Annotated in this window: 18 protein-coding genes; 13 read left to right on the top strand and 5 right to left on the bottom strand. The window is 60.7% G+C overall.

Translation table 11 applies throughout. The features are described from left to right. The first annotated feature begins 2 nt into the window (after positions 1 to 2). The 8 genes from BLS87_RS00775 to BLS87_RS00810 are packed head-to-tail and all read left to right on the top strand — an operon-like array spanning position 3 to position 8,791. Positions 3 to 2,474 (top strand): efflux RND transporter permease subunit, encoded by a 2,472-nt coding sequence (locus tag BLS87_RS00775; RefSeq protein ID WP_074749499.1) that lies wholly within the window; start codon positions 3 to 5, stop codon positions 2,472 to 2,474. After that, positions 2,464 to 3,642: an MFS transporter gene (locus BLS87_RS00780; RefSeq protein WP_074749500.1), complete on the top strand. Its 1,179-nt coding sequence runs from the start codon at positions 2,464 to 2,466 to the stop codon at positions 3,640 to 3,642. The genes BLS87_RS00775 and BLS87_RS00780 overlap by 11 nt, the downstream gene beginning before the upstream one ends. Next, a complete protein-coding gene (locus BLS87_RS00785) occupies positions 3,639 to 4,415 on the top strand; it encodes an SDR family NAD(P)-dependent oxidoreductase (RefSeq protein WP_074749501.1) in 777 nt (258 codons plus the stop codon). The genes BLS87_RS00780 and BLS87_RS00785 overlap by 4 nt, the downstream gene beginning before the upstream one ends. 14 nt (positions 4,416 to 4,429) lie before the next feature. Further along, positions 4,430 to 4,993, top strand: a complete 564-nt coding sequence (locus tag BLS87_RS00790) for a cupin domain-containing protein (RefSeq protein WP_074749502.1) — start codon at positions 4,430 to 4,432, stop codon at positions 4,991 to 4,993. Then, positions 4,990 to 5,967, top strand: a complete 978-nt coding sequence (locus tag BLS87_RS00795) for a fumarylacetoacetate hydrolase family protein (protein WP_074749503.1) — start codon at positions 4,990 to 4,992, stop codon at positions 5,965 to 5,967. Before BLS87_RS00790 ends, BLS87_RS00795 begins: the two co-directional genes overlap by 4 nt. 9 nt (positions 5,968 to 5,976) lie before the next feature. Next, positions 5,977 to 6,942, top strand: coding sequence for an NAD-dependent epimerase/dehydratase family protein (locus tag BLS87_RS00800; RefSeq protein ID WP_074749504.1), 966 nt, complete (start codon positions 5,977 to 5,979; stop codon positions 6,940 to 6,942). Continuing rightward, positions 6,939 to 7,739, top strand: coding sequence for a cyclase family protein (locus tag BLS87_RS00805; protein WP_074749505.1), 801 nt, complete (start codon positions 6,939 to 6,941; stop codon positions 7,737 to 7,739). Before BLS87_RS00800 ends, BLS87_RS00805 begins: the two co-directional genes overlap by 4 nt. Then, complete coding sequence (locus tag BLS87_RS00810) at positions 7,736 to 8,791, top strand: aromatic ring-hydroxylating oxygenase subunit alpha (protein WP_074749506.1); 1,056 nt, start codon at positions 7,736 to 7,738, stop codon at positions 8,789 to 8,791. The genes BLS87_RS00805 and BLS87_RS00810 overlap by 4 nt, the downstream gene beginning before the upstream one ends. Positions 8,792 to 8,844: 53 nt before the next feature. Here BLS87_RS00810 and nhaA read toward each other — a convergent pair whose 3' ends face one another. Next, complete coding sequence (gene nhaA / locus BLS87_RS00815) at positions 8,845 to 10,188, bottom strand: Na+/H+ antiporter NhaA (protein WP_482211654.1); 1,344 nt, start codon at positions 10,186 to 10,188, stop codon at positions 8,845 to 8,847. 179 nt (positions 10,189 to 10,367) lie between these two features. On the opposite strand from nhaA, the gene BLS87_RS00820 reads away from it, so the two are divergent. The 4 genes from BLS87_RS00820 to BLS87_RS00835 all read left to right on the top strand — a co-directional run bounded on the left by BLS87_RS00820 (position 10,368) and on the right by BLS87_RS00835 (position 15,233). Further along, the gene (locus tag BLS87_RS00820; RefSeq protein ID WP_074749508.1) at positions 10,368 to 11,645 is read left to right on the top strand and encodes a DUF2254 domain-containing protein; all 1,278 of its coding nucleotides are present in this window, start codon (positions 10,368 to 10,370) and stop codon (positions 11,643 to 11,645) included. Between the two features lie 149 nt (positions 11,646 to 11,794). Next, positions 11,795 to 12,748 (top strand): TAXI family TRAP transporter solute-binding subunit, encoded by a 954-nt coding sequence (locus tag BLS87_RS00825; protein WP_074749509.1) that lies wholly within the window; start codon positions 11,795 to 11,797, stop codon positions 12,746 to 12,748. Positions 12,749 to 12,822: 74 nt separating this feature from the next. After that, positions 12,823 to 14,850, top strand: coding sequence for a TRAP transporter permease (locus BLS87_RS00830; protein WP_074749510.1), 2,028 nt, complete (start codon positions 12,823 to 12,825; stop codon positions 14,848 to 14,850). Further along, complete coding sequence (locus BLS87_RS00835) at positions 14,847 to 15,233, top strand: DUF1850 domain-containing protein (RefSeq protein ID WP_074749511.1); 387 nt, start codon at positions 14,847 to 14,849, stop codon at positions 15,231 to 15,233. The genes BLS87_RS00830 and BLS87_RS00835 overlap by 4 nt, the downstream gene beginning before the upstream one ends. A 73-nt stretch (positions 15,234 to 15,306) precedes the next feature. On the opposite strand, the gene BLS87_RS00840 is transcribed toward BLS87_RS00835, so the two are convergent. Together BLS87_RS00840 and BLS87_RS00845 are read right to left on the bottom strand one after the other, a co-directional pair. Next, positions 15,307 to 16,053, bottom strand: a complete 747-nt coding sequence (locus BLS87_RS00840) for a YkgJ family cysteine cluster protein (protein WP_074749512.1) — start codon at positions 16,051 to 16,053, stop codon at positions 15,307 to 15,309. Positions 16,054 to 16,277: 224 nt separating this feature from the next. Next, positions 16,278 to 17,291: an NADP-dependent oxidoreductase gene (locus BLS87_RS00845; RefSeq protein WP_074749513.1), complete on the bottom strand. Its 1,014-nt coding sequence runs from the start codon at positions 17,289 to 17,291 to the stop codon at positions 16,278 to 16,280. A 125-nt stretch (positions 17,292 to 17,416) separates the two neighbouring features. On the opposite strand from BLS87_RS00845, the gene BLS87_RS00850 reads away from it, so the two are divergent. Continuing rightward, positions 17,417 to 18,283, top strand: a complete 867-nt coding sequence (locus tag BLS87_RS00850; protein WP_244165768.1) for a LysR family transcriptional regulator — start codon at positions 17,417 to 17,419, stop codon at positions 18,281 to 18,283. Positions 18,284 to 18,353: 70 nt separating this feature from the next. On the opposite strand, the gene BLS87_RS00855 is transcribed toward BLS87_RS00850, so the two are convergent. Together BLS87_RS00855 and BLS87_RS00860 are read right to left on the bottom strand one after the other, a co-directional pair. After that, positions 18,354 to 19,307 carry an alpha/beta fold hydrolase gene (locus tag BLS87_RS00855; protein ID WP_208605123.1) on the bottom strand — a complete coding sequence of 318 codons (954 nt, stop codon included), beginning with the start codon at positions 19,305 to 19,307 and terminating at the stop codon, positions 18,354 to 18,356. A 34-nt stretch (positions 19,308 to 19,341) separates the two neighbouring features. Further along, positions 19,342 to 19,983 (bottom strand): TetR/AcrR family transcriptional regulator, encoded by a 642-nt coding sequence (locus BLS87_RS00860; RefSeq protein WP_208605124.1) that lies wholly within the window; start codon positions 19,981 to 19,983, stop codon positions 19,342 to 19,344. Positions 19,984 to 20,111 lie beyond the last annotated feature (128 nt).

Genomic DNA, 20,111 nt, shown 5'->3' on the forward strand with positions numbered 1-20,111 from the left:
CCATGCATGCCGCGAACCCACCAGGCTCGATGCCCTTGAATGGCAACCTTGCCGATTTCGATCAGCGCTCTGGCTCTCTGCTTGAGCGAGCCCTGTTTAATCACCGTCGCATTGTCCTCCTGCTTTGCCTGTTGGTGACGGTGCTGTTGGGCTGGCAAGCCACACGGCTTGAGCTCAATGCCAGCTTTGAAAAGATGATCCCGACCGATCACCCCTTCATCGCCAACTATCTGCAGCACCGCCAGGAGCTTTCGGGGCTGGGTAATGCCGTGCGCATTGCGGTCATCAATACCCGCGGAGGCATCTATGACGCACATTATCTGGAGACCCTGCAGAAGCTTAACGATGCCGTCTACCTGCTGCCGGGCGTGGACCGTGCCTTCATGAAGTCGCTGTGGACGCCCGCCACCCGATGGGTAGGCGTCACCGAAGAAGGGCTGGAAGGCGGGCCGGTCATTCCTGACGGGTATGACGGTTCCGCCGCCAGTCTGGATGCACTCAAGCGCAATATCGAACGCTCCAACGAGATCGGGCAGTTGGTGGCATTCGACCAGCAGTCGAGCATCATCTACGTACCTTTGCTGACCACCACTGCCGATGGCAGACCGCTGGATTACACGGTGCTCTCGCAGCAACTGGAGGCGCTTCGGGCGCAGTACCAAGATTCATCCATCGAGATTCGCATCACCGGGTTCGCCAAGGTGGTCGGGGATCTGATTCAGGGGCTCAGGCAGATCCTGCTGTTCTTCGGCGCGGCCATCGCCATCACCGCAGCGGTGCTCTACTGGTACACCCGGTGCCTGCGCAGCACGGTATTGGTGATGAGTTGTTCGCTGGTGGCGGTGGTCTGGCAGTTGGGCCTGCTCCCGCTGCTCGGGTTCGAGCTGGACCCATATTCGGTGCTGGTGCCCTTTCTGATTTTCGCCATCGGCATGAGCCATGGCGCACAGAAAATGAACGGGATCATGCAGGACATCGGCCGGGGCATGCACCGGCTGGTGGCCGCGCGTTTTACCTTCCGCCGCTTGTTTCTGGCCGGACTGACGGCACTGCTGTGTGACGCGGTGGGCTTTGCGGTGCTGATGATCATCAAGATTCAGGTCATACAGGACCTCGCGGTCATTGCCAGTATCGGCGTGGCGGTGCTGATCTTCACCAATCTGATTCTGCTACCGGTTCTGCTGTCCTATCTGGGCGTGAGCGCAGTGGCTGCCAAGCGCAGCCTTCGCAGTGAGGAGGCCGACATGGCGGGCGCGGCGCGCCATCCCGCCTGGCGTTTCCTCGACCTTTTCACGCAGCGACGCTGGGCAGCGACTTGCGTGCTAGTCGCGTCCGTTCTGGCCGTGGCGGGTTATCTGGTGAGCCTGCACCTCAAGGTGGGCGACCTGGACGCCGGCGCCCCAGAGTTACGCGCCGACTCACGTTACAACCAGGACAATGCCTATCTGACGCAGCACTACGGTGCCAGCAGCGATGTCTTTGCGGTCATGGTCAAGACGGCTCCGGGGGGCTGCTCCAGCTACGACACGTTGCAACGGGTCGATAACCTGGACTGGCAGTTGCGCGGGCTCCCGGGCGTGGATTCCACCAACTCGCTGGCGCTGCTCAACCGTCGGGTGCTGGTGGGCTTGTCCGAGGGCAACCCCAAATGGTACGAGCTGCTCAACAACCAGGCGACCCTCAACATGGTCACGGCCGGGGCGCCGCGAGGTCTGTACAACGAAGACTGCAGTCTGCTGACGCTGTACGCCTTCCTGACCGATCACAAAGCAGACACCCTGGAACGCGTGGTCTCCAGTGTCCAGGGCTTCGCGAGAGAAAACGACAGCGACCAGGCGCAGTTCCTGCTGGCGGCCGGCAGCTCGGGCATCGAAGCGGCCACCAATATCGTGGTCAAACAGGCCAGCCACGAGATGCTCTGGTGGGTCTACGGCGCAGTCTGTCTGCTTTGCCTGGTGACGTTCCGCAGCTGGCGGGCCGTCCTCTGCGCGGTCTTGCCACTGATGCTCACGTCCATCCTTTGCGAAGCACTGATGGTCTGGCTAGGGATCGGGGTGAAGGTGGCGACGTTGCCGGTCATTGCCCTTGGCGTGGGCATTGGCGTGGACTACGCACTGTATGTGATGAGCATTGTGCTGGCCGAGATGCGCCGTGGGTCGAGCCTGTCCCAGGCCTATTACCAAGCGCTGCAGTTCACCGGGAAGGTCGTAATGCTGACCGGCGTGACGCTAGCAATCGGTGTCGGCACCTGGATGTTTTCGCCTATCAAGTTCCAGGCGGACATGGGCGTGCTGCTGGCCTTCATGTTTGTCTGGAACATGGTCGGCGCGCTAGTCCTTCTGCCCGCGCTGGCGTACTTCCTGCTGCCACAGCGGCAGGTGCGGGTGAGCACACCTGCGCCTGCGGCGTCCGTTACCCGGCCTTCGTCGAAGCGCAAGGCACTCCAGCGTCTGGAGGTGCGTCATGACAGCTGAGCAACGCCCTGCGGGTCTGCCCCAATCTGTGCTGTTGTTGCTGGGCAGTTGCCTGCCGGTGCTCGGTGCGGTGTTGCTGGCGCCGGTGCTGCCCCGCATGCAGGCGCACTTTGCCGATACCTCAGGTGCCGCTGTGCTGGTACCGGTCGCGCTGACGCTGCCCGCGCTGATGATTGCCGTCCTCGCGCCATTGGCCGGGATGATTGTTGATCATGTCGGGCGCAAGCCGCTGCTGCTCATGGCGATGCTGCTGTACACCGTTTGCGGCACCTTGCCGCTGTGGCTGGAGTCTTTGCAGGCGATCGTGATCAGTCGCGCGGGGATCGGACTGGCTGAAGCGGGGATCATGACCTGCTGCACCACGTTGATGGGCGACTACTACCGAGGCGGGCGACGGGAGCGATTGTTCGCCCTGCAAATGGTCGTGACCTCGTTGTCTGCCGCCGTGTTCATGGGGGTGGGTGGCTATCTCGGACAGGACAGCTGGCGCACGCCATTCACGTTGTATGCGGTCGGCCTGGTGTTTTTGCCGCTGATGGCGTTCTGGCTGTGGGAGCCCGTTTCGCAAAAGGCGTTTGAGCAAGGCGGGGCACCGATGCCCTGGCCGAGATTGCGGCCCCTGCTGGGTCTGGCCTTGTTGGCAGGGTTGAGCCTGCTCATCGTGCCCGTGCAAGCCGGTTATCTGCTCAATCTGTTGGGCGTGGACTCACCTCAACAGATCGGCATGACCATGGGCGGTAACCAGCTGGGCGTCGTGCTGGGGGCGCTGAGTTTCCGGCTGATTGGCAGTACCCGCCCCGCGCGTTTATTGCTGCTGGCATTTGCACTGGCCGGCATCGGCGGACTGCTCATGGCGGCGGCAGGATCACATCGGACGTTGTCGATGGCGGTCTTTATCAACGGCCTGGGCATTGGCCTGATGTTGCCAACGCTGATCACCCGGATCATGGCGCTGGTTGACTTCAACCAGCGGGGACGGGCGAGCGGATTCTTTACCGCCGCGATCTTCGCCGGTGAATTCATAAGCCCCCTGGCGGTGCTGATGATGACGCAGGGCGCCAGCTCGGCGCTGCCCACGGCGCTCGTCATCATTGGCGGCCTGCAATGCGTGATCGCGTTGTGCTGTTTGAAAATCTCCGCGCCGGTCGCGGTAGGAGAGCGGGCATGAATCAGGACCTCTTCAGCCTGGCCGGCAAGACGGCACTGATTACCGGCGCGACGCGTGGCATCGGCTTGGCGATCGCTCGCGCGTACGGGCGGGCTGGAGCCCGTTTGGTGATCAGCAGCGAGAACATTGACGATTGCCGGCGCGTCGCCTCCACCTTATCGCGCGAGGGAATCGACGCATGGCCGATGAGCGCTGATCTGGGGCAACAGGCCGACGTCAACGCGTTGGCCGATGCCGTCCTGGATCATTTCGGGGGGCTTGATGCGTTGGTGTGCAATGCCGGGGTTGCCCCGCACATGGGCCCGCTGGCGGCGGCTTGCGATCGAGATTGGGACACCACATTCACCATAAATCTGCGTAGCGCGCTGTGGCTGAGCACTGCCCTGATTCCTTCCATGGCCGCCCGTGGCGGGGGCAGTGTGGTGCTGATGGCCAGCATCGCGGGTGTGCGGGGAAACAAGTCGCTGGGTCTTTATGGCTTGTCGAAAGCGGCACTGGCCCAACTGGCACGAAACCTTGCGGTGGAGTGGGGGCCCGCGAACGTCAGGGTCAACGCCATCAGCCCCGGCGTCATTCAAACCGAATTCGCCCGACCCCTCACCGACGCTCCAGCCCTCTTGGAAAAACGCCTGGCGCTCACCCCCTTGCGGCGCGTTGGCACGCCTGAAGAAGTCGCCGGGATGGCGCTCTTATTGGTCACTCCAGCGGGCGGTTTCATGACGGGACAAAACTTCATCGTTGACGGTGGCACCACCATTGGCGATGGCAATTGAATAAGGACGGCCACATGAATCAATTACCTGCCTTCAAACGCGTTGTCACCGGACACACCCCCGATGGAAAGGCCACCGTGAGTCATTGCGCGGCGGCGCCCAACACCTTTGCGCTGAAGTCCGTGCCGGGCACCGTGTTTCATGAAATCTGGAGCACCGGGTCCAGCCCGGCGATGATCGACAACGGCGACGATCCCACCGCGCGTCCCTTGCACTTGAGTCCTGATCCACTGGGCAGCCTGATTCGAGTCGTGGACATCCCGCCCGACAGCGTGCAGAACGCGGTCAGCGACGAGGCCGCCGCGGCTGCCTTCGCCGAAATCGGCCAGGCGCACGCGGGAACGGGACACGCTGACGCTCGCCACAAGCTGATGCACCGCACCGAAACGGTGGATTACGGCATCGTCACCGAGGGCGAAGTGTGGCTGGTGCTGGACAACGAGGACGTGCATCTGCGTCGAGGCGACGTGGTGGTCCAGCGCGGCACGAACCATGCCTGGAGCAACCGGACCGATGCCATGGCCCGCATGGTGTTCATCCTCCTCGATGGTCAGTTCGCGCAGGAGCTGCAGCCATGAAGCTGGCAACGCTGCGCGACGGCAGCCGTGACGGTTATCTGGTGGTGGTGTCCCGCAATTTGCAGCGAGCGATCGCCGCACCGATTGCAACGATGCGTGAGGCGATAGAGGACTGGGCGCGATCCGAACCGGTGCTGAGGACCTTGTCCTCGGCGCTGGAGGCCGGTACCGCGGAAGGCGCCTTCGCGTTTGAACCGGCCAAGGCGATGGCGCCGTTGCCCCGGGCCTACCAATGGTGCGATGGCTCGGCGTTCCTCAACCACGGCACTCTGATGCAGAAGGCTTTCAACCTTGAGCCTATCGAAGGTGCCGATCAGACGCCGTTGATGTATCAGGGCGCCGGCGATGACTTTCTCGGCGCGCAACAGGACATCTGTTTGCCGAGCGTCAGCCAGGGAATCGATTTCGAAGGCGAGTTCGGCGTGCTGGTCGATGACGTGCCTCTGGGCTGCTCGGCCCAGGACGCACTCAGCCATATCAAGCTGTTGGTGCAGATCAATGATGTCAGCCTTCGCGCCCTGGCGCCGCGCGAGATGAAAACCGGCTTTGGCTTTCTTCATGCCAAGCCATCCTCCGCCTTCGCGCCTGTTGCGGTGACCCCCGACGAACTGGGTGATGACTGGCGCGACGGGCGTGTGCAACTGCACCTGAATGTGGAGTGGAACGGCCAGTGGTTCGGCAACCCCCATGCCGGGGAGATGAATTTCAGCTTTGGGCAGCTGATTGCACACGCCGCCTTCACCCGCAAGCTGGGGGCGGGCACGTTGATCGGGTCGGGCACGATCTCCAACAGGGATCGGTCCGCCGGTTCTGCGTGCATCGCCGAGCGACGCGCCATTGAAATGATCGACCACGGCGGCGCGCGGACGTCCTTCATGCAATTTGGCGACCGCGTGAAAATGGAGGTGTTGGGCGCAGACGGTCAGTCGGTGTTTGGCGCTATCGATCAGCGCATCGTGCAAGCCAACGGCTGAGGGGCTTCCATGCGTGTATTGATAACCGGTGCCAATGGTTTTATTGGTCGACACCTGACGCTGCAGTTGCTCACGCGCGCTGCCATTAGTGGTAGAGCGATCAATACGCTGCTGCTGCTCGATGCCCATCTTGAGGGTTTCCCGCCCGATTCGCGGATTCGATTGCACAAAGGCAGCATCACCGACGCCGCCTTGATCCGACGAGTCTTGGCGGACGGTGTCGACGTCGTGTTCCATCTGGTGAGTCTGCCGGGCGGCGCGGCCGAGCAGGACTACGACGTGGGCTACCAGGTCAACTTGATGGCGAGCCTGGAGCTGCTGGACCAACTGCGCCGTCAGCCTCGGCCGCCGGTCCTGGTGTACGCCAGCAGCGTCGCGGTGTACGGCGCCCAGCTGCCTGACCGCATGGGTGAGGATGCGCCTGCCCATCCTCAGATGTCGTACGGGACGCACAAACTGATGGTCGAGATGGCGCTTCGCGATCTGGCCCGGCGGGGCGAGGTCGACGGTCGCGCGTTGCGATTGCCCGGCATCGTCGCGCGCCCAAGGCAACCCAATGGACTGCGCTCGGCGTTCATGAGTGATCTTTTGCAGGCCTACGCCGCCGGTGAAGCTTACATCTGTCCGGTCAGTGCGCAAGCGACCGCCTGGTGGATGTCCGCTTACTGCTGCGTCAGCAACCTGATTCATGCCGCAGAGCTGTCGTCGCTGTTGCTAGACACCGAGCGGGTCTGGCAGCTACCTGTGCTTCGTCTTTCCATTGAGCAAGTCATCGATGCACTGGCTACCCGGTTTGGAGAAGCGGGGCGGGCACGCATCTCGTTCGAGCCCGATGCCGACCTCCAGGCGCTGTTTGGCGCAATGCCAGCGCTCAAAACACCCCAGGCTCGCGCTGCCGGTTTTTGCCACGACGGCAACGCCGGCGCGCTGATTCGCAATGCCCTTAATCTGACTGCCATGAGGAAAACGCTGTGAGCACTACCAAGCGCCGTCTGGTCGACCTGTCCGTCACCCTCGAAAACAACCCCTACACTGATCCGCCACCGCTGCTGCCAAAAATCGAGTACATGGACCATCAGCAAGGGTGGCCTGAAATGGCCGCGATGTTCCCGGGGTTGCGGCTGGATCAGATGCCCGGCAATGAGTCCTGGGCAGCGGAACGTCTGCAGATCACCACGCACAGCGGGACACACATGGATGCGCCCTGGCACTACGCGTCGACCACGGACGGCGGCCATCCCGCGTGGGGCATTGATGAGCTGCCGCTGGAGTGGTGCCTGCAACCCGGTGTAAAGCTTGATTTTCGTCACTTGCCTGATGGCCACATTGTCACTGCGCGCGAGATCGAGGAGGAACTGGCCCGCATCGGCCACGACCTTCAACCGCTGGACATCGTGCTCATCAACACCCGTGCCGGCGCCTTGTTCGGTCAACCAGGCTATCTGGACGCAGGCGTGGGAATGGGCCGCGAAGCCACGATGTACCTGTTGGAGCGCGGGGTTCGGGTGGTCGGGACAGACGCCTGGAGTTGGGACGCCCCGTTCAAGTACACCCGTGAGCGTTTTGCCCGGACAGGCGATGCCGCGATTATCTGGGAAGGGCACAAAGCGGGCCGGGACATCGGTTATGGCCAAATGGAGAAACTGGCCAATCTCGAGCAGCTGCCAGCCCATGGTTTTCAGGTCTCCTGTTTTCCCTACAAGATCAAGCATGCATCGGCCGGGTTCGTCCGTGCGGTGGCGATATTCGACGAGCCGGTGATGTCGCCATGACTGGGAGCAGCAGCACGTTTCCGAAAAATGCCTGGTATGTCGCGTGCACCCCTGACGAAATCGCTGCAAAGCCGCTCGGGCGGCAGGTCTGCGGAGAAAAGATCGTCTTCTACCGTGGCGTCGACAACGCGGTCGCCGCGGTTGAGGATTTCTGCCCTCATCGCGGCGCGCCGCTGTCACTGGGTTCTGTCAAAAATGGAAAGCTGGTCTGCGGCTACCATGGCCTGACGATGGGGGATGACGGCAAAACCATCGAGATGCCGGGGCAGCGGGTCGGGGCCTTTCCTTGCAATAAACGTTATGCGGTCGTCGAGCGTTATGGTTTTGTCTGGGTGTGGCCGGGCGATCAGCAGACCGCTGATCCTGCGCTGATCAGGCACCAGGCATGGGCGCAGAGCGAGGAATGGACCTATGCCGGTGGAATGTTCCATATCCACTGCGATTATCGGCTCATGATCGATAACCTGATGGACCTCACTCACGAGACCTATGTGCATGCCTCAAGCATTGGTCAGAAAGAGATCGACGAGACCGTGCCGATCACCAAAGTCGAGGGTGACGAGGTGGTCACCGCGCGTTACATGGAGAACGTTACGCCACCGCCGTTCTGGCGTATGGCCCTGAGAGGCAACCATCTGGCCGACGATGTGCTGGTGGATCGTTGGCAGATTTGCCGGTTCAGCCCGCCCAGTCATGTCCTGATAGAAGTGGGCGTCGCCCATGCGGGAAAGGGCGGCTATCACTCAGATCAGCAGCACAAAGTCTCCAGCATCGTGGTGGACTTCATGACGCCAGAGACCGAAACCTCGATCTGGTATTTCTGGGGAATGGCCCGCAACTTCAACACCCGCGATGAGGGCCTGACACAGGCCATCAGGGACGGTCAGGCGAAAATCTTCTCAGAAGACCTTGAGATGCTCGAGCAGCAACAGCGCAATATTCTGGCTCATCCGGACAGGTCATTGCTGAAACTCAATATCGATTCCGGCGGGGTGCAGTCCCGCCGGATTTTGGAGCGGCTTGTGGCGCTGGAAAGGGTGAGGGAAAGCTGATCATGCCGCACAGTGTGTCTGAAAGCGCTGCTGTAGCGCCCAGCGATCACTGCTCAGAATTTAAGCTTTCCCCAGCTCAACCCTATGACGGCCGCGACCGAGGACGCCGCCAGCACACTGAGTTTGGCGGATGACAGCAGCGCCGGATCCGAAAAGGCGAGGGACGCGATGAAGATGGACATGGTGAACCCGATGCCTGCCAACAACCCCACCAGGGTGACGCCTTTCCAGGTCACGCCATCCGGCAGTTCGCAGATGTTGAGTTTGACCAGCGCCCAACTGGCCAGCATCACGCCCAGCGGCTTGCCGAGCACCAGCGCCAGGATCACGCCCACGAAGACATTGTGCGACATTGCATCGTTCAGGTTGGCACCTTCCAGGCTCACTCCCGCATTGGCCAGTGCAAAAAGGGGCATGACGCCATACGCCACCCAGGGATGAAGGCCGACCTGGATGCGTTGGACCGGCGGCAGTACCTCCCGTTGAGCGTGACGTAGCTGTTTCAGCGGTTTGGCTACGGCCTGCGGGTTGTCTCTGGCTTGAGAAAAACGATCCATCAGTTCATGAAAATTCCGCCCGATGGTGTCCAGTGGGCGCTCTTGGGCAGGCTTGGAGTTTACGGGCGCCATGAGGCCCAGAATGACGCCTGCCAACGTCGGGTGCACGCCCGTTTTCAACAAGCCAAACCAGACAATTGCGCCGGGTAACAGGTAGGCGTAGGCCTTACCAATGCCCATTCTTTGGAACACCAGCACAAGCAACAGCCCAGCAGCAGCAACCACCAGACCCAGGTAGTCCAGACTGGCCGTGTAGAACACTGCGATGATAAGAATCGCGACGATGTCATCAATGATTGCCAGCGCCAGCAGCAGAATGCGCACACCTGCCGGAATCGACTTCCCCAGCAAAGCGAGTACGCCCACCGCAAATGCAATGTCGGTAGCCGTGGGGACAGCCCACCCGGCGCTGGCTTCGGTGCCATGGTTGAGCAGCGTGTAAATGAGTGCAGGCATCATCACGCCGCCCAGTGCGGCGCCCAGCGGCAGGGTGGCGAGCTTCATGTTGGCCAGCGCGCCGTCTCTGATCTCCTGGCGTATTTCTGCCCCGACGACGAGGAAAAAAACGGTCATCAATCCGTCGTTAACCAGAAAGTGCAGCGAACGAGACAGCGTGAAATCGCCGAGGCCGAGGGTGAGTCGGGTATTCCAGAAATGCTCGTAGGATTCGGCAACCGGACTGTTCGCCCAGATCAGGGCAGCCACCGCAGCGAGTAAAAGGACGATGCCACTGACGGCTTCGATGTGCGAGAAGCGCTCCAGTGCCGACAGCGCACGTTCGGTGAGAACCTGAGGACGGGGAATAGCAGTGGACGCCGGTTTTGTATGGGGCACGATCACTCTCCGTTGGCGGCCCGACCAACGTTTAAGCTTTAACCTGCCCTGTGCCTTATGCAGCAGCGCACCCACCGCGATGATAGGTAGCCAGCAGGCAAGATGCAAACGACCCTCTTCATCGCACAATGAAACTTCTGCCCCGGCAACCACTCAATGAGCCGTCACCCCTGAAGGTACTTCACATGATTGCGCGTTGGCGTTGGATCACGAGTCAACTGACCAAACGGCTGTGGTTCAGAGCGTCCCTGTTTTCACTGCTTGGGGTTGCCACGGCATTGGTTGCGGTGGTCTTCAAGGACTTCATCCCCGAGTCCCTGTCTGCGCGCATCGGCGCTGATGCGGTGGACAAGATTCTGGGGATCATTGCATCGAGCATGCTGGCGGTCACCACGTTTTCCTTGAGTACCATGGTCAGCGCGTACAGTGCCGCCAGCAGCGGGGTGACCCCTCGTGCGACGACGCTCGTCATGGAAGACACCACGACGCAAAACGCACTCGCCACGTTCATCGGCTCATTTCTGTTCAGCCTGGTCGGCATCATTGCGTTGAGCACGGGCGCCTACGGCACGCAGGGGCGTGTGCTGCTGTTTGCGGTGACGATCGGCGTGGTCATCCTCATTGTTTACACCCTGCTGCGCTGGATTGACCACTTGTCCAAACTCGGGAGGGTGGGTGAGACCATTGACCGGGTGGAAAACGCCACGATAGCCGCCATCAACCAGCGAGCACAGTGGCCGTATCTGGGTGGTGCAGCGTATCCACCTGACCTGGTGCTTCCCGCTTCTGCACGAACGCTGTCCAGTGAGCGAACCGGCTATGTTCAGCATATCGATGTGCAGGCGCTGGACGTTATCGCCCAAGAGCGCCAGATTCAGCTCTATCTGGAGGTCCTTCCGGGGAGTTTCGTTCACGTGGGGATGCCAGTGATCCGTATCGTCGCGTTGGACCCGGCGAGCATCGATGACGGGCGCCTGGACGCTGAGAAGATCCGGGCGGCACTGACCATAGGCGTCAGAAGGACGTTTGAACACGATCCCCGGTTTGGGCTCTCGGTCCTCTCGGAAATTGCATCGCGCGCTTTGTCTCCGGCCGTAAACGACCCAGGCACGGCAATTGATGTCATAGGCCGGGGCGTGCGAACGTTGACCTGCTGGGGCAAGCCGCAGCTTTCAACACCGGAGCATGATCCAGGCTGTGACGGGGTCTATCTGCGAGGCCTGACGGTCGAGGATCTGTTCGATGATTTCTTTTCGCCGATCAGCAGGGACGGTGCAGGTTTGCTGGAAGTCAACATTCGACTTCTCAAGGCGCTGATCAGTCTTTCTCAGATAAACCCCGAGCTGTTCCGACAGGTCTGCATCAAGCACGCGGATCTTCTGCTCAGCCGTGCGGAGGCCACATTGCAACTGCAATATGAGAAGGATCGGCTTCTTTCGCTGGCCCGTACAATGCCCCGCTAGCGCCTTGCAGTCCGGTCACAACGCTCTTTAAACGGCGGGTTTGGGAAACATCACCTCACAGATTGGCTATCAACTTGCCACCCTCTGCTCATCTATCTACTACATTGGAAGGACTCTGCATAAAGCCATAACAAGACGGAGAGTTCCCAATGCGAGTGTCCACCCGTTTCACCCTCCTGGCCGCGGCAGCCGCGCTGGCTGTCACCAGCGCCGCACACGCAGCCCCCGTGTTCATCAATATCCTGACCGGAGGCACCAGCGGGGTTTATTACCCGATTGGCGTTGGCCTGTCGCAGATCTACAGCGACGGGATACCGGGGTCGAAGACGTCCGTCCAGGCCACCAAGGCCTCGGTCGAAAACCTCAACTTGTTGCAGGCCGGTCGCGGCGAACTTGCACTAGCGCTCGGCGATTCGGTTGCCGATGCCAAAAACGGCGTGGAGGACGCAGGTTTCAAAGCACCGCTGACCAAGCTCCGCGCCATCGGCGGCGCCTACCCCAACTACATCCAGATCGTTGCCAGCAAGGAGTCGGGGATCAAGACCCTCGCTGACCTCAAGGGCAAGACCATTTCCGTCGGGGCACCGAAATCTGGCACCGAACTCAACGCACGGGCCATCTTCAAGGCTGCGGGATTGACCTATGAGGACATGGGCAAGGTGCAATACCTGCCATTCGCCGAGTCGGTCGAGCTGATCAAGAATCGCCAGCTCGACGCTACGCTTCAGTCTTCGGGGTTGGGTATGGCGGCGATTCGGGACCTGTCCTCGGTGATGCCGCTCAACTACGTGTCCATCCCGACTGACGTCGTCGCCAAAATCGGCAATCCTGCCTATCAAAGCGCGATGATTCCCGCCAATACCTACGACGGTCAGCCCGAAGCGGTGCCCACCGTGGCCATCACCAACATCCTTGTCACCCGTGAGGACGTTCCGGAGGAAGTGGCGTATGAGATGACCAAACTGATGTTCGACAACCTTACCCGGCTGGGCAACTCGCACTCCGCGGCCAAGGACATCAAGCTGGAAACCGCGGCCAAGAACCTGCCAATCCCGCTGCACCCCGGTGCCGAACGCTACTACAAGGAAAAAGGCGCGCTGTAACGCTCACGGGCGCGGTGTCGCTTCGGTGACCGCGCCCGTTTCCGTCCTTGTTCAATGCGGTCATGAGGCAGTCAATGAGTGAAGATCATCACGGCATTCCCGCGAGCCCGCGGGATTGGCCCAGAACCCTTTTCTTTGTCGCGCTGGCGTTTTCGATCTTTCAGATCGTGACAGCCGCGTTTTCTCCGATCTCAAGCCAGGTATTACGCGCCGTTCACGTGGGGTTCCTGCTGTGGGTGGTGTTTCTCAGTTACCCCGCCCACGGCACAAACCGTCCTTGGCAGCCCTTGGCGTGGGTGCTCAGTCTGGCGGGCATCGCCACCGCGTTATACCAGTGGGTATTTGAGGCGGATCTGATCCAGCGCTCCGGCGACCTTACAACGAGCGACATGGTGATTGGCCTGCTGCTGATCGCGCTGGTGTTCGAAGCGGCCCGGCGGGTGATGGGCATCGCGCTGCCGATCATCTGTGGGCTGTTTCTGGCTTATGGCCTGTTTGGTGAATACCTGCCGGGTGGCCTCGCGCACCGCGGCTATGGCGTTGACCAGATCGTTAATCAGCTGGCGTTTGGCACCGAAGGGCTTTACGGGACACCGACCTACGTGTCTGCGACCTATATTTTTCTATTCATCCTGTTCGGCGCTTTCCTGGAGCAGGCCGGGATGATCAAACTGTTCACCGACTTCGCCATGGGGCTGTTCGGCCACAAACTTGGGGGCCCCGCCAAGGTCGCGGTCGCGTCTTCGGCGCTGATGGGCACGATTACAGGTTCCGGCATCGCCAACGTCGTCACCACGGGCCAGTTCACCATTCCCTTGATGAAGCGCTTTGGCTACCGGGCAGCATTCGCCGGTGGCGTTGAGGCGACATCCAGCATGGGCAGCCAATTGATGCCACCGGTCATGGGCGCGGTCGCCTTTATCATGGCCGAGACCATCAATGTGCCGTTCGTGGAGATCGCCAAGGCCGCATTGATTCCGGCGATCCTCTACTTTGGCTCAGTGTTCTGGATGGTGCATCTGGAGGCCAAGCGTTCCAACCTCAAAGGCCTGCCCAAGGACCAATGCCCCAGCGCGCTGGGTGCCGTGAAAGAAAACTGGTATTTGCTGATTCCATTGCTGGTGCTGGTGTATCTGTTGTTTTCCGGCCGCACGCCTCTGTTTTCCGGCATGGTGGGGCTGGCCCTGACCGCTATCGTGATTCTCGGCTCGGCCATTATCCTCAGAGTGTCGAGTTTCGCCCTTCGCTGTGCGTTCTGGATTGCGCTAGGGGTGCTGTGCGTCGGGTTCTTCCAGCTGGGTATCGGGGTGATCTTCGCCGTCATCGCAGCGCTGGTATTGGTGTGCTGGTTCATCAAGGGCGGGCGCGAGACCCTGGTGATCTGCCTGCATGCGCTGGTCGACGGTGCACGTCACGCGGTTCCGGTGGGAATCGCCTGCGCGCTGGTCGGGATTATCATCGGGATCGTTTCGTTGACGGGGGTGGCGTCTACGTTTGCGGGTTACATTCTGGCGATCGGCCGGGACAACCTGTTGCTGTCGCTGATTCTGACGATGATCACCTGCCTGGTGCTGGGAATGGGCATTCCGACCATTCCCAATTACATCATCACCAGCTCCATCGCCGCGCCCGCGTTGCTCGAGCTGGGCGTGCCGCTCATCGTTTCGCACATGTTTGTGTTCTATTTCGGCATCCTCGCCGACCTGACGCCGCCTGTCGCACTGGCCTGTTTTGCGGCGGCGCCGATCGCGAAGGAAACCGGGTTCAAGATCAGTCTGTGGGCGGTGCGAATTGCGCTTGCGGGCTTCGTGATTCCGTTCATGGCGGTCTATAACCCAGCGCTGATGCTGCAAGGCGGCAATCTGTGGATGACCGCCTATATGCTGATCAAAACCGTGTTGGCGGTGGGTCTGTGGGGCATGGCATCGACGGGTTATCTGAACGTGAAAATGCCGATGTGGGAACGGTTGCTGGCCTTTGCCGCAGGCGCGTTGCTGGTGGTGGCGTTGCCGCTGACCGACGAAGCTGGCTTCGTGCTGGGCGCTTTGGTCATCGGTCAGCACCTCTGGCGTTCACGCCATACCGCCGTCGCCAACGCATGATCGGACTGTGCCTGGGCCTGGCCGGCGTGGTCTGGGCCCAACTTCCTCTCTCCAGCTTCACGCTGGCGTGGAACCACACCATCGAGAAAATCCGCTGGGAAGAAGACTACCGTGTCACCGAGCAGGGCTTGGTGCTGGGCGAGGCCCGCGTGCGCGGCAATGGCGCGGGGATGGAAATCCCCGATGACGCCTTCCTGAGAAACGGCAGCTGGCACTACCGCCGCCAACTGAGTCCTCTGCAACCCTTGAAACTGGGCCGAACGCCGGAAGCCGGTGATTATCAGCTGTGCTTTGAGGATCGGTGTCAGGCAATGAGCACCTGGGTGGGCGCGCCCGACGCGCGCCAACCCGGCATTGAACTGTGGGCGTGCGAGCGTCATTGATCCCTGTGACGTGGAGCGCGATTTGAGCCGGCACTGCAATGATTCACAGCTGCTACGCGGGGCACAGACGCTTTCACAGTTCATGAAAAATGTAATGGGCCGGTTCGTTGTCAGCCAGCTCAATGGCCGCGTGAGTCAACCTGTTGCGTAACGAAGGCTTGTCCACTCGTACCCGCCACTGTGTTTCCGATGCCAGCGCCGAGCCGTCCCCTGCACGATCAATGGCTTCGAGCAGTCGGGCCCGCTCCGGGAAGTAGACCACCAGCGCGTCATCCTTCCAGCCGGCGACATTCAACCCCAGCGCTGCGCAGATGGCGACCTTGGTTGCCGCATCGTCCCTGTCTGCCTGCCGGGACTGGTGGATGAGTGCTTCCATCGTTGAGTCAGCGCGCCCATCGGTGCAGATCACGTCATCGCTCTGCCACGCTTCGGGCGGGCATGCCTTTTTTTCTTTGACCAGGGGAATGAACGGGTTGATTTCCATGGGGTAGATGCGGCAAACCAGCGGTCGTTCTTCATAGATACCGCAGAGGTTGTCGTCCTTCAGGTTTGGGCATTGCTCAAGGGCTCGCCCTGCGAATAGAGCGATCAACTGGACCGTAGCATCCCCGCTGCGTACGGTCACGGACCGGCCTGAGGCGTGGGAGAATTGCAGCGAGGAGCCTGCCCAGTTCGACTCATCGAAGGCTTCAACGATCACCGACACATCATGTCCTCGACGCAACCATTGTCGGGTTTCATCCAGCGTGAGCGGTATAAGTCTTCCTTTGCAGCAGACGCCACAGCCAGTGCAGGAGAAGTGGGTTACGTCAGGTTGCATATCAATTCCGGAGGGTCGCGAGGGCCGTGGAAGGCGATGATCCGGAGAGGCGAGTTGTCTCTTTCCGGGCGGTTGGCGCGCGGACCTTGATACCCAGACGGATAACACTGGCGACCACGCCCGGAAGTTAATTCGCTTGCTTTCAGGCTCTGGTTACAGCGAGCCGAAAAAATGGGGTGAGGTGATGCCTCTAACGCCGGCTCATCTTCGAGGGCATCGATGACTCAGGCGATGAGCACGATCTTGCCCTGGATACCGCCCTGTGAAGCGCGGTGGTGTGCATCCGCTGCCTGGGCCAGTGCAAATGTGCTGTCAATCACCACACGCAGCGTGCCGTCATCCAGCAGCCGACCGGCCTCGGCCAGTTGTGTTCCATTGGAGCGCACCTGCGTCGACGACACCGTGACAGTTCGATGGGCGGCTTCTTCATGCCCGCAGAACCCCAGCGGATTGACCAGGAAGAGGGCGCCGCCCGGTTTGATCACGCGCAGAAAGCGTTCCATGTTCTCGCCGCCGACGGCGTCAATCACGAGATCCACATCCGTTGCTGCAGCGTCGGCGGCGGTCTTTGTGTAATCGATAAAGGCGTCGGCGCCCAATTCGCGGAGCAGGTTCTCGTGTTTGCCAGAGGCCACCGCGATCACACGCGCTCCTTGCCATTTAGCAACCTGCAACGCCAAATGCCCCACACCCCCTCCAGCACCGTTGACCAGCACCGTTTTGCCTTTCAGCGGGACGGGTGCATGCCGAAATGCCTGGAACGGGTTCGGCGCGTCATGGCCGGGGTCAATCAGGAATTGCCAGGCCGTGAGCAACGACATGGGCGCGCCGGCAGCCTGCACATGATCGATGCCCTGGGGTTTGAAGGCCAACTCGTCCTCATGGACGCGAACGAACTGAGCGTAAGCGCCGCTGCCGGTCATCACGTCTTCCGGAAAACGCACCATTGAATAGACTTCGTCACCGACGCTGAAGCGGGAGGCGCTGTCGCCAACGGCAATGACCTCTCCTGAAACATCGGTACCCAAAATCAGGGGGAATCGCGCGTCTGGACGCCACGCTGGTGGCAACGCCCGATAGCCGTCGCGCAAATAGAGGTCGGGCGGGTTGAGGCTGGCCGCGTGCACACGGACGAGCACTTCGTTACGTTGGGGAATGGGTGTGGGCGCCTCTTCGTAACGCAGGACGTCCGGCCCGCCAAATTCCCGTAGCAGCACCGCTTTCATCGTGTCGTTCATCGCAACCTCGTGCAGATCAATGGGGATGACTCAGCGTAAGCCTCAATGGTCGGGTTGATAATAAGGTTGCAATTCGTTTCAATGGTGCCATGAAGGAACCAATCGGATTTGAACGACTGAGCGGGATGATCGCATTCGCCCGCGCAGGCTCTCTGGGCAGCTACAGAGCGGCGGCCCGCTCGCTGTCCGTTTCACCCTCCGCGATCAGCAAAAGCATCCAGCGGCTTGAGCATCATTTCGGCGTGTCATTGTTCACCCGCACCACGCGCTCGCTGGTCTTCACCGCCGAAGGTCGCGATCTTCACGAGCGGGTGTTGCAGCTGTTGCGCCAGGCCGAAGAGATCGAGCAGGTGGCGAAGTCCGCGCGCTCCGAGCCGGCGGGCACGTTGAGGATCGCGACGTCACTTCCCATTGGGCTGCACGTGATAGCGCCCGTCATCACGGCGTTTCGGCAACGCCACCCCAAGGTGCTGCTCGACGTTCGGCTGAGTGACCAGATCGTCGACCTGATTGGCGAGGGCATTGATCTGGCGGTGAGGATTGGTGAGCTTTCGGACTCGTCCCTGTTGTCCCGCCGGCTCTTGCCGTACACCCTCTGCTGTTACGCTTCGCCGGATTATCTGGCCAGGTGCGGCACGCCTCAGCACCCCGATGATCTGGTGGAGCACGAGACGGTCAACCTGCGCTATCAAAGCACCGGCCAGACCTTGCGCTGGCCGTTTCGGGTGGGCGACAAGGAGATCGAGCGGCTGCCGTCATCGCCTGTCGTCCTGGATGCGAGCGAAGCCGTTCTGGCGGCCATCGCAGCGGGGGCGGGGATAGGCTTGGCGGCGAGCTTCATGGCCGCCCCGAGGGTGAGGCGACAGGAGCTGGTGCCTGTACTGTCCGAGTTCGCGGTGCATCGGCACAACATCACCGCCATCTGGCCCGAGAGCCGTCGCAGTAATCCTGCGGTGCGCGCTTTTCTGGACATGCTGATCGAGCTTGGTTGAGCCGGGATTTTTCAGAGCGCGGCGATACTCCCGCCTGCCGCAGCAGCCAGAAAAAAGAATAGAAGCATCGCTACTCTTCTTGATTGCCGAAAAAGCCGATCAACTCATCGGCTATCCGATTCGCAGCCTCTTCCGGCAGGTAATGGCCCGCGTTGAGGATCACATCACCCTGTACATCGGTGGCCAAGGCGCGCAGGACTTTGACGATATGATCGCCCACCCCTCGCTCTGCCCCCAGGGCCAATACCGGAATATTGAGCGGCGTTTCAGCGCGACGTCGGTTAGCGGCAACCCCTTCCGGTGACAGCGCTGACTGGTAGTACCCGGTGACCGCTTGCAATGCCCCGGGGGCGGCAAGCTGGCGCGCATAGACGGCAATGTCTTCAGGGGTAATGGTCCAGGGTTGCAGCGCCTTGGCCTTGTACAGCCAGGTCAGGAATGCCTGTTCGCGACCCGATATCAGCAATTGAGGAAGGTCGTCGAGTTGGTTGAACGCAAAATGCCAACTGCGCCGGTTGGCCTCGTCGGACGGCAAATCAGTGCGCGGCGCTGAAACGCCGGGAATCAGTGCGTCAAGCAACGCGACGCGCCGGATGTCTGCAGGCCAGTCCGCAGCCCACGCATAGGCAATCCAGGTGCCCACATCGTGCCCCGCAACATGGATCGGGCCTTCATCAAACAGGCCGATTTTTTCTGCAAACTGATGCAACTCAGTGGCGACGGTCCGCAGATCATAATTGCCTGCCGGCGCATCGCTTTCCCCCATGCCGCGGGGATCAACCGCAATCACTCGGTAACCGGCATCCACCAATTGGGGCATTACGTAACGCCATGCATACCAACTCTGCGGCCAGCCAGGTATCAGCAGAAGCGTCGGGCCTGCGCCGCCCTCGACGTAGTGAATATTGACTCCGCTGATCTGCGTACTTGCGTGGCGGAATCGCTGCCAGAAATCTGTGCGCACCATGAAATCCGTGCCCACATACGTTGGTTGTTCTGATCGAATCTTCATGGTATCTCCCAAAATGGAATTGATCGTTTCCTAATTGACTAAATGTTTACTCCAGCAGTCCCATCAGTTCGTTCACCATTGCGAGCATCTGTTCGGTGTCTGAGCCCGTTTTGCCCACTACCCGCATGCCTTGCTGGAGGACCAAGAGCAGCTTTGCCAGATTCGGGGCATCAAGCTCCTCACGAACGGAGCCATCTGACTGACCTTCCTCGATCAGGCGGCGGAGCTGGGCTTCTCGCCTGTCCTGCTGCGCGCCGATCAAGCGTGCAATCTCGCTATCAGCCCGCGAAAGCTCAACCGCGGTTTCGACGACCAGGCATCCTGTGCGGCCTGCAGCCTCGCAACTGAGGTGCGCGTAGTGAATGAGCAGCGCTTCGATTTTGTCGCGTCCAGAGCGCTTGCTCTCCAGGCAGGCGGCAATCGCCTCTGCCCGTCGGGTCAAATAGCGATCAAGTGCTGCCAGAAAAAGGCCGCGTTTGTCGCCCCAGGCCTTGTAGATGCTGCCCGACGTCAGGCCCAGGCACGTGTTCAAGTCCGAGATCGAGGTGCCGTGAAACCCATATTCACTGAAGCGTGTAATCGCTTTGTCCAGCGCCGCGTCGGTGTCAAATTCACGCGGCCGACCTGGCCGGACGGAGAAGTCATTTTTCGTAGTCATGGCGCGAGTATAGGAATCAATCGTTTCCAAATAAAGGGCTGAGGATAAAAAACCTGTGTTTAATCCATCAAGGGCTGGTCACGTCCCTCCTTGAGGCCAGCCCTTGTGGCTTTGATAACTCGCGATAATCCGGCAGGATCTTTGACCGGATCCTGCCA

The organism is Pseudomonas abietaniphila (assembly GCF_900100795.1).
GTDB classification, from domain to species: domain Bacteria; phylum Pseudomonadota; class Gammaproteobacteria; order Pseudomonadales; family Pseudomonadaceae; genus Aquipseudomonas; species Aquipseudomonas abietaniphila.

Bases quoted from the DNA above. Each gene is read 5' to 3' on its own strand.
- BLS87_RS00830 (WP_074749510.1), top strand. From the start codon at position 12,823: ATGAGTGAAGATCATCACGGCATTCCCGCGAGCCCGCGGGATTGGCCC.
- BLS87_RS00785 (WP_074749501.1), top strand. From the start codon at position 3,639: ATGAATCAGGACCTCTTCAGCCTGGCCGGCAAGACGGCACTGATTACC.
- BLS87_RS00820 (WP_074749508.1), top strand. From the start codon at position 10,368: ATGATTGCGCGTTGGCGTTGGATCACGAGTCAACTGACCAAACGGCTG.
- BLS87_RS00835 (WP_074749511.1), top strand. From the start codon at position 14,847: ATGATCGGACTGTGCCTGGGCCTGGCCGGCGTGGTCTGGGCCCAACTT.
- BLS87_RS00850 (WP_244165768.1), top strand. From the start codon at position 17,417: ATGATCGCATTCGCCCGCGCAGGCTCTCTGGGCAGCTACAGAGCGGCG.
- BLS87_RS00795 (WP_074749503.1), top strand. From the start codon at position 4,990: ATGAAGCTGGCAACGCTGCGCGACGGCAGCCGTGACGGTTATCTGGTG.
- BLS87_RS00790 (WP_074749502.1), top strand. From the start codon at position 4,430: ATGAATCAATTACCTGCCTTCAAACGCGTTGTCACCGGACACACCCCC.
- BLS87_RS00775 (WP_074749499.1), top strand. From the start codon at position 3: ATGCATGCCGCGAACCCACCAGGCTCGATGCCCTTGAATGGCAACCTT.
- BLS87_RS00780 (WP_074749500.1), top strand. From the start codon at position 2,464: ATGACAGCTGAGCAACGCCCTGCGGGTCTGCCCCAATCTGTGCTGTTG.
- BLS87_RS00825 (WP_074749509.1), top strand. From the start codon at position 11,795: ATGCGAGTGTCCACCCGTTTCACCCTCCTGGCCGCGGCAGCCGCGCTG.
- BLS87_RS00800 (WP_074749504.1), top strand. From the start codon at position 5,977: ATGCGTGTATTGATAACCGGTGCCAATGGTTTTATTGGTCGACACCTG.
- BLS87_RS00845 (WP_074749513.1), bottom strand. From the start codon at position 17,291: ATGAACGACACGATGAAAGCGGTGCTGCTACGGGAATTTGGCGGGCCG.
- BLS87_RS00840 (WP_074749512.1), bottom strand. From the start codon at position 16,053: ATGCAACCTGACGTAACCCACTTCTCCTGCACTGGCTGTGGCGTCTGC.
- BLS87_RS00810 (WP_074749506.1), top strand. From the start codon at position 7,736: ATGACTGGGAGCAGCAGCACGTTTCCGAAAAATGCCTGGTATGTCGCG.